Below are 6,605 nucleotides of genomic sequence, written 5' to 3' on the forward strand. Positions count from 1 at the left end.
CGCCACTGATTTGCTTGGCCAGATCGATCAGACGGTTGGTTTCGCCGCTCATTGCAGACAGCACAACCACCAGGTCATCGCCGGCATCGCGGAATTTCTTAACCTTGTCGGCGACCTGCTCGATTCTCTCGACAGTGCCGACCGAGGTGCCTCCAAATTTCTGTACGATCAAAGCCATTTCAAAGCCGCCTCTGCCCATGAAGGGCGCCCAAATAATCACTCAAACAGCGTTCCGGCCCGCCACTAGACTGCGAGCCGGAGGCGCTGCCTTATAGACCCTGCTCTACAAACGGAACGGTCAGAGCCAGTGCCGCATCCAGAGCGCCGGCGTCGGTACCGCCGCCTTGCGCCATATCCGGACGACCACCACCCTTCCCGCCCACTGCCGCAGCGGCTTGCTTCATCAAATCACCGGCTTTGAGTTGGCCAGTCAGGTCTTTGGTTACGCCTGCAACCAGAACGACCTTTTCCTCATGGACACTGCCGAGCAGGATCACTGCGCGGCCGAGTTTGTTTTTCAGCTGATCGACCAGCGCCAGCAGCGCTTTGCCGTCCTGACCGTCCAAACGCACGGACAGCACCTTCACGCCTTTGACATCCAGAGCCGAAGCCGACAGATCGTCGCCTGCCGCGCTGGCTGCCTTGGCCTGCAACTGCTCGAGTTGCTTTTCCAGCTGACGGTTGCGCTCCAGCACAGCCGACAGCTTGTCGATCAGGTTGTCGCGGCTGCCCTTGACCAGGTTGGCCGCTTCCTTGAGTTGTTCTTCTGCCGCGTTCAAGTAGGCCAGCGCCGCAGCACCGGTGACTGCCTCGATACGACGTACACCAGACGCAACACCGCCCTCGCTGATGATTTTCAGCAGGCCGATGTCGCCGGTACGGTTGGCGTGGATACCGCCGCACAGCTCGACGGAGAAATCACCCATGCTCAGCACGCGAACGTTGTCGCCGTACTTCTCGCCGAACAACGCCATGGCGCCTTTCTGCTTGGCGGTTTCGATGTCGGTTTCTTCGGTTTCAACGGCGGAGTTCTTGCGAATCTCGGCGTTGACGATTTCTTCCAGCGCTTTCAGCTGTTCAGGCTTGATCGCTTCGAAGTGGCTGAAGTCGAAGCGCAGGCGCTGACTGTCGACCAACGAACCTTTCTGCTGAACGTGATCGCCCAGCACTTGACGCAGCGCGGCGTGCAGCAAGTGAGTGGCCGAGTGGTTCAGCGAAGTCGCGTGACGCACTTCGGCGTCGACATGAGTCTCCACCGGAGCGCCCACGATCAGGCTGCCCGAATCCAGCACGCCGTGGTGCAGGAACGCACCACCGGTCTTGGTGGTGTCGCGCACGTCGAAACGTGCAGCACCGGCTTGCAGGAAGCCGCAATCGCCAATCTGACCACCGGACTCCGCATAGAACGGCGTCTGATCGAGGACGATCACGCCCTCCTGGCCTTCGCTCAGTACGTCAACCGATTGCCCGTCTTTATAGATAGCAACGATTTTGGCGGAACCGCTGTGAGCGGTATAACCGGTGAACTCGGTATCGACATCAACCTTGACCAGGCTGTTGTAGTCCATGCCGAAGGAACTGGCGGAACGCGCACGCACGCGCTGGGCTTCCATTTCACGCTCGAAACCTGCCTCGTCGAGGGTCAGGTTGCGCTCACGGGCGATGTCGCCGGTCAGGTCCATCGGGAAACCGTAGGTGTCGTAGAGTTTGAACACCACATCGCCCGGCACCACGTCGCCTTTGAGTTCAGCCAGATCCTGTTCAAGGATTTTCAGGCCCTGCTCCAGGGTCTTGGCGAATTGCTCTTCTTCGGCTTTCAGCACGCGCTCGATGTGCGCCTGCTGGGATTTCAGTTCCGGGAACGCTTCGCCCATCTCGGCGACCAGGGCCGTAACGATCTGGTAGAAGAAGCTGCCCTTGGCGCCCAGTTTGTTGCCATGACGGCAAGCGCGACGGATGATCCGGCGAAGTACATAGCCACGACCTTCGTTGGACGGCAATACGCCATCAGCGATCAGGAAACCGCAGGAACGGATGTGGTCAGCCACCACTTTCAACGAAGCCTGGGCGTCGTTGGTGCAGCCGATGGCCTTGGCCGAAGCGCTCAGCAGGCTCTGGAACAGGTCGATTTCATAGTTCGAGTGAACGTGCTGCAGTACGGCACTGATCCGCTCCAGACCCATGCCGGTGTCCACCGACGGTGCTGGCAGCGGGTGCAACACGCCATCGGCGGTGCGGTTGAACTGCATGAACACGTTGTTCCAGATTTCAATGTAGCGGTCGCCGTCTTCTTCCGGCGAACCCGGTGGGCCGCCCCAGATGTCGGCGCCGTGATCGTAGAAAATCTCGGTGCAAGGACCGCACGGGCCGGTATCGCCCATGGTCCAGAAGTTGTCGGAAGCGTACGGCGCGCCCTTGTTGTCGCCGATGCGCACCATGCGCTCGGCCGGAACGCCGATTTCCTTGGTCCAGATGTCGTACGCCTCGTCATCGCTGGCGTAGACGGTGACCCAAAGTTTTTCCTTCGGCAGGTTCAGCCATTTGTCGGATGTCAGGAAGTTCCAGGCGTAAGTGATGGCGTCACGCTTGAAGTAGTCACCGAAGCTGAAGTTGCCCAGCATTTCGAAGAAGGTGTGGTGACGGGCGGTATAACCGACGTTTTCCAGGTCGTTGTGCTTGCCGCCGGCGCGCACGCATTTCTGGCTGGATACAGCGCGGGTGTACGCGCGCTTTTCCTGGCCCAGGAAGCAGTCCTTGAACTGGTTCATCCCCGCGTTAGTGAACAGCAGGGTTGGGTCGTTGCCCGGAATCAAAGAGCTGGAGGCTACACGGGTGTGGCCTTGCTCTTCGAAGAAGCGAAGGAAGGCTTCACGGATTTCTGCGCTTTTCATTAGGTTCTCCCACGGAGGCTGCGGCCAAAGGCCTGTTCGAAACGTCAACAGACGAAGCGACGGCAAAGGGCCGCATTATATCGGCCCTGCGCGCGGGGTACAGCGTGTTTATACGATAGAAACAGTCAATTGGAGCGCTAACGCTATCACTTACGGGAAAAGTCGACGAATGTCGCGACGACCTGCTCGATTTGCGCCTGGCTGATATCCATGTGCGTGACCATGCGCAGACGTGCGGCGGCACTGAGCTTGATACCTCGCTCAGCAGCAAAAGACTTGATCACCTCGGCCTTGTCGCCCATCGATACGTAAACCATGTTGGTCTGAACCGGCTCGACTTCGTAACCTGCCGCGCGCAGGCCTTCGGCCAGCCATTGCGCATTGGCGTGATCGTCAGCCAAGCGCTGAACATTGTGATCCAGGGCATACAGGCCTGCTGCCGCCAGAATCCCGGCCTGACGCATCCCGCCACCGACCATCTTGCGCAGGCGCCGGGCCTTGCCGATCAACTCGACCGAGCCGCACAACACCGAACCGACCGGCGCCCCCAAGCCTTTGGACAGGCAGACGGAGACGGAGTCGAAATGCTGAGCGATTTCCCGGGCGTCGACGCCGAGTTTGACCGCTGCGTTGTACAACCGCGCTCCGTCCAGATGCAGTTGCAGCCCATGCTCACGGGTAAAACGGCGAGCCCGAGCCAGATACTCCAGAGGCAGCACCTTGCCCTGCATGGTGTTTTCCAGCGCCAGCAAGCGAGTACGGGCGAAGTGGAAATCATCGGGTTTGATGGCGGCGGCGACCTGATTCAGATCCAGCGAGCCATCGGCCTGCACTTCCAGCGGTTGCGGCTGGATCGAACCGAGCACGGCTGCACCGCCTCCTTCGTACTTATAGGTATGGGCCTGCTGTCCGACGATGTATTCGTCGCCGCGCTCGCAATGGGCCATCAGGCCCAACAGATTGCTCATGGTGCCGGTCGGCACAAACAGGGCTGCGGCAAAACCGAGGCGCTGGGCCAGTTCGGCTTCAAGACGGTTGACGGTCGGATCTTCACCATAAACGTCATCCCCCGTGGCGGCAGTGGCCATCGCGTCGAGCATGCCGGCGGTGGGTTGGGTGACTGTGTCGCTGCGAAGATCAATAACGCTCATGAATCTGGCCTCGGTAAGCAGGGGAAATCCCTTTCAGAAAGAATTACTGCGGTCATGCCAATGAATATTCAACCCTGGCGCAAGGATATTGCCCACTAATACAGCGAAATACTCGATAACAATCATCCAAAAGCACCGATGCGCACGCAGGAAATATGTGTTAAAAACGCTGCGCCGCCAAACTTTACGGCGGCAAAAACGTTCTCAGGGCGGGGTGCAACTCCCCACCGGCGGTAATTGCGCGCAATGCGCATAGCCCGCGAGCGCTTGATGGCAGCACGGCTTCGGCGGTGCCTGACAGCAAGGTCAGCAGACCCGGTGTGATCCCGGGGCCGACGGTCATAGTCCGGATGAAGAGAGAACGGGATTGGCGCCAAAGGGCTGCCCGCAGACACTCACGTCGGCGCGCATACCCTTAAATCCCATTCGATTCATATGCCCTGTTTTTTACACAAACAGGAGTCAGAACATGCAACCCACCGCAATCGATAGCAAGAGCAAACACCATCAGGGCGAGCGCGTAGCGTTCATCCAGGCCTGCTGGCACAAGGATATTGTTGATCAGAGCCGTAAAGGCTTCGTCGCCGAAATGATTGCCCAGGGTTATCAGGAATCCGATATCGACTTCTTCGAAGTCGGCGGTGCGTTTGAAATGCCCCTGCACGCCAAATTGCTGGCCAAGACCGGTCGTTATGCTGGCATCGTTGCCGCAGCCCTGGTGGTCGATGGCGGGATCTATCGCCACGAGTTCGTTGCCCAGTCGGTGGTCAGCGGCCTGATGCAGGTTCAACTGGAAACCGAAGTGCCAGTATTCTCGGTGTCTTTGACCCCGCACCACTTCCATGCCGGTGAAGAACTGCATCACAAGTTCTTCTTCGAGCATTTTGTGCACAAAGGCCAGGAAGCGGCGAAGACGTGTGCCGACACGTTGAGCAAGATCCGTGCGTTGCGCCGTACTGAGCCGCGTGCGGTAGCTGTTTAAAGGCTAAATTGATCGTTCCTGCGCTCTGCGTGGGAATGCAGCCCGTGACGCTCCGCGTCACATGCAACGGCGGACGCAGAGCGTCCATTGAGGCATTCCCACGCGGGAGCGTGGGAACGATCATTGCGCGAACGTCAGGCGAGGTTTTCGTCGCTGGTCGGCACGATCAGGATGCCGGCGCGCAGCCCGTTCTTCACCTTGGGGTTCGGGAAGATGATCCGGGCGCCCTCTTCTTCGATGATCCAACGGGTGTTGGCGATGTCTTCGGCCAACAGGTAACCCACTTCCAGTTCCGAAAAATTCTCGATATCCGCTGGCAGGTTAAGCCGGAAGCTGTCGCTGTGCTTGATGATTTCCCGTGCCACGCTGAACAGCTGCAAACCGTCCAGCACCTGCGCCGCCAAATCAGGCTCGGTGCCTTCGATGATCTGTTTGAGACGGGTTTCCAGCCGGGAGACGTTCACCCCGTCGTTCTGCCCGAACGGCCGAGCCTTGCCCAGTTCAAGGGTGAAGGACTCGGCACCGAGCTTGTCGTAGGTATAGGAGCTGAAGACGATGGACGGCTTGTTCTGCAGCAGCACCGCTTCCATGCCGGCGGCACGCAGCCGGGCCAGTTCCTGGCGCGAATGCTGGCGATCTTCCTTCCACGGATACAAGGCGAACTGCTCGATTTTCGAACCGCGAATTGCAGTGTGCAGGTCGTAGTGCAGGCGCTGGCGGTCAGGCAGGCTGAAGAAACTTGCCGCCAGCCGCTCGAGCTCACAGGCGCGCAGCGCTTCGGAGCCGCTGCTTTGTTCGTGACGACCGTTGAACAGTCGATTGACGTCCTGCTCGACGAAACGCTCGCCCTTGCGAATCGCTTCCGGGTTGCCGAACAGGAACAGAATTCTTGCACGCGGCTTGAGGTCGCCGCGGGCAATGTCGTGCAACAGGCGATCGAGCAACTCGATCGGCGCTGTTTCGTTGCCATGGATCCCCGCCGACAGCAACAGGTCCAGGCCGTTGTCGCGAGCTTCAGGGGGCCGGACTTCCAGCGCCCCTTCGCTCAGCCAGCGCATGCGCACGCCTTCGACAGTCAGTTGAGTCTTCTCCGCCGGTTCGCGGCCGGCGAGGGTCAGTTCAAGCAGTTTGCCGAGGGCGAGCATAGAGCGGTTTCCTTAGTGGTCGTGGTTGCAATCCGGGCCGTGCACGTGATCCTCGTCAGCGCCGAGGTCAGCCGGTTCCATTTCCAGTTGCAGACTTACCAGATTAGTCGCCAATGGGCGCAGCAGCAGGTTGGCGTATTCGGCGTCACCTTCTTCGACGTCCACGCCGATCAGCAATTGGCCGCGGCCGTCTTGCTGGATCCACAGCTCTTTGCCTTGCCACAGGACCGCAACGCGGGTGCAGGAAGTTTCCAGTTGCGTGCCGTCGGTGTCTTCAAGGATCAGCTGCAGGGTATCGCTCATATGTTTACGCTCTCGTTTGAGATGAAGCGGCGCGCTGTCATGCGCGGCAGCGCGCCGTCGATCAATTGATCTGGAATGGATAAACCGCGCCCAGTTTAAGGATTTGCGTCAGTTCATCCAGTGCCGTCCGGCA

Annotated in this window: 6 protein-coding genes, 1 pseudogene and 1 riboswitch; of the genes and pseudogenes, 1 reads left to right on the forward strand and 6 read right to left on the reverse strand. The window is 59.4% G+C overall.

The window, feature by feature from the left end; all coding sequences use genetic code 11:
- From D8V06_RS03990 to ltaE, 3 genes and pseudogenes are all read right to left on the reverse strand, one after another.
- Positions 1 to 178: pseudogene (locus tag D8V06_RS03990) on the reverse strand (aspartate kinase); the annotation flags it as partial.
- 91 nt (positions 179 to 269) lie between these two features.
- Complete coding sequence (gene alaS / locus D8V06_RS03995; RefSeq protein ID WP_130930485.1) at positions 270 to 2,891, reverse strand: alanine--tRNA ligase; 2,622 nt, start codon at positions 2,889 to 2,891, stop codon at positions 270 to 272.
- 146 nt (positions 2,892 to 3,037) lie between these two features.
- Entirely contained in the window at positions 3,038 to 4,042 is a 1,005-nt protein-coding gene (gene ltaE / locus D8V06_RS04000; protein ID WP_130930486.1) for a low-specificity L-threonine aldolase, read from the reverse strand.
- A 196-nt stretch (positions 4,043 to 4,238) separates the two neighbouring features.
- Positions 4,239 to 4,409, forward strand: a riboswitch (FMN riboswitch).
- 102 nt (positions 4,410 to 4,511) lie between these two features.
- On the opposite strand from ltaE, the gene D8V06_RS04005 reads away from it, so the two are divergent.
- A complete protein-coding gene (locus tag D8V06_RS04005) occupies positions 4,512 to 5,024 on the forward strand; it encodes a 6,7-dimethyl-8-ribityllumazine synthase (protein WP_056852552.1) in 513 nt (170 codons plus the stop codon).
- A 134-nt stretch (positions 5,025 to 5,158) separates the two neighbouring features.
- Here the strand turns inward: D8V06_RS04005 and astE are convergent, their stop codons facing one another.
- From astE to D8V06_RS30315, 3 genes are all read right to left on the reverse strand, one after another.
- The gene (gene astE, locus D8V06_RS04010; RefSeq protein ID WP_130907636.1) at positions 5,159 to 6,169 is read right to left on the reverse strand and encodes a succinylglutamate desuccinylase; all 1,011 of its coding nucleotides are present in this window, start codon (positions 6,167 to 6,169) and stop codon (positions 5,159 to 5,161) included.
- Between the two features lie 12 nt (positions 6,170 to 6,181).
- The gene (locus D8V06_RS04015; protein ID WP_130930487.1) at positions 6,182 to 6,472 is read right to left on the reverse strand and encodes a topoisomerase II; all 291 of its coding nucleotides are present in this window, start codon (positions 6,470 to 6,472) and stop codon (positions 6,182 to 6,184) included.
- Between the two features lie 61 nt (positions 6,473 to 6,533).
- A partial coding sequence (locus tag D8V06_RS30315; protein ID WP_177434351.1) for an N-succinylarginine dihydrolase occupies positions 6,534 to 6,605 on the reverse strand: 72 nt, incomplete at its 5' end.

Origin of the sequence: Pseudomonas sp. Sample_24 (genome assembly GCF_004307605.1) — a bacterium.
Taxonomy (GTDB): domain Bacteria; phylum Pseudomonadota; class Gammaproteobacteria; order Pseudomonadales; family Pseudomonadaceae; genus Aquipseudomonas.

Bases quoted from the DNA above. Each gene is read 5' to 3' on its own strand.
- alaS (WP_130930485.1), bottom strand. From the start codon at position 2,891: ATGAAAAGCGCAGAAATCCGTGAAGCCTTCCTTCGCTTCTTCGAAGAG.
- ltaE (WP_130930486.1), bottom strand. From the start codon at position 4,042: ATGAGCGTTATTGATCTTCGCAGCGACACAGTCACCCAACCCACCGCC.
- D8V06_RS04005 (WP_056852552.1), top strand. From the start codon at position 4,512: ATGCAACCCACCGCAATCGATAGCAAGAGCAAACACCATCAGGGCGAG.
- astE (WP_130907636.1), bottom strand. From the start codon at position 6,169: ATGCTCGCCCTCGGCAAACTGCTTGAACTGACCCTCGCCGGCCGCGAA.
- D8V06_RS04015 (WP_130930487.1), bottom strand. From the start codon at position 6,472: ATGAGCGATACCCTGCAGCTGATCCTTGAAGACACCGACGGCACGCAA.